At 76.9% G+C, this 394-nt stretch carries 1 protein-coding gene; it reads left to right on the top strand.

Annotation, left to right across the window (positions count from 1 at the left end; all coding sequences use genetic code 11):
- On the top strand, positions 1-394 hold a 394-nt coding region (locus C162_RS36460; RefSeq protein WP_036701514.1), incomplete at both ends, for a glycosyltransferase.

Genomic DNA, 394 nt, shown 5'->3' with positions numbered 1-394 from the left:
TGACCGCCGCGGGCTGCGGCGAGCTGCTCGTGCCGGCGGGAGATATCGACGCGCTGGCCGGGCGGGTGAACGCGCTGCTGGCCGACCAGGCGATGGCGGCCGGCATTGGCCGGCAGGCGCGGGAGCACATCAAGGCCGTCTACGGCCCGGCGGCTTACCGCGCCCGGCTGCAAGGCTTAGCGGAGAGATGGCATCTCCGCTACTGCCTCCAGCCGCCGCAGCTCATCGGCGGCCCGGAAGCCCCGCCCGCAGCTGCGCCGGCGGGCGGGAAGAGCGCCCCCGCGGCAGAGCCGCCGCGGGGGAAGACCGGGCGCCGCGCTGCAAGGCTGCGGGCCGCGAAGTTGCGGCGCGGCAGGCTGCGCCGCGCCAAGTCCCGGAGCGGCGCAGCGGGAAA

The organism is Paenibacillus sp. FSL R7-269, assembly GCF_000517865.1.
Taxonomy (GTDB): Bacteria; Bacillota; Bacilli; order Paenibacillales; family Paenibacillaceae; genus Paenibacillus_AQ.
The sequence above is the reverse complement of the archived record's forward strand: the minus strand, read 5'-3'. Positions and strand labels throughout refer to the sequence as shown.